This is a genomic window from Thermoflexus hugenholtzii JAD2, assembly GCF_900187885.1.
In the GTDB taxonomy this organism is placed as follows: Bacteria; Chloroflexota; Anaerolineae; order Thermoflexales; family Thermoflexaceae; genus Thermoflexus; species Thermoflexus hugenholtzii.
In genome coordinates, this window is the sequence record NZ_FYEK01000063.1 from 1,526 (window position 1) to 2,384 (window position 859).

General features: G+C 65.2%; 2 protein-coding genes. Both read left to right on the forward strand.

From position 1 onward, the window contains the following. Positions 1-613 (forward strand): hypothetical protein (locus tag CFB18_RS12210; RefSeq protein WP_200808207.1); only part of this gene is annotated, 613 nt, incomplete at its 5' end. 1 nt (position 614) lies between these two features. After that, a partial coding sequence (locus CFB18_RS12215; RefSeq protein ID WP_143597613.1) for a hypothetical protein occupies positions 615-859 on the forward strand: 245 nt, incomplete at its 3' end.

Below are 859 nucleotides of genomic sequence, written 5' to 3' on the forward strand. Positions count from 1 at the left end.
AGACCTGGCCCACACCCTGGTCCCCAACCCGAACGCCCCCGCGCCTTCCGTGGAAGGCAAGGTCCTCTCCGTCCCCTGGTTCTGGGCCCCGGGAATGGAGGTGCCCCAGGCCCAAGTAGAGCCCAGTCAGATGGAGGAGTTCACTACCCGCTATGATGCTCAGGGAAAACAGATCGACAGCTTCTTTTTCCCCTACATGGCGATCGCCACCGGGGATCCCGACTTCCCCATCCTGGTCTACGTGTATCAGGACAGTCCTGGCATGGCCTGGGGGCGGCTGCACCGGGAAGGGGAAGAAGACCTCTGGGGTCGTTACCGGATCGAAGGCGGGGAGGTCTCCCGCACTATCCTGGCGATGGCCTACGATCCGAAGGCCCGACGCTGGGTTCGAGCAGCCTTCCGCATCCCCCTGCCACCCCGGGGAACCCATGTTGTGCCGGCGGGCTCGGCGGAGGACCTGGCGAAACTGTTCGGATTGCCCCTCTGGCGGCGCTCAGAGCTTCTTGCTCGCGCTGGCCTCTCGGATCCCTTCCCGGACCGTGTGGACACAGCCCAACTGCGGCCGGTGGTGGAGTTTGTAATCCGCCCGGATGGGATGGAACAGAGGAAGTAGGATGCAGCGCGTGCAGCTGGCTCAACTGCTTCTGATGCTCCTACTGCTGTTCGGGTGGGCAGCAGGCCACCCGGCCTCCGCTGCTGCCCAGGGCCAGGGAGAGAAGTGTGGCGACCAGACGATATGTGGTTTCACCTACGAGATCCGCCAGGTCCAGGATTGGGGCGCTTCGGGGCGGGAGGCGCAGCGGTGCACCGGGACCTGGACCATCGGGGTGATCCTCCCCGGCTCCAGCCGCAATTCCTG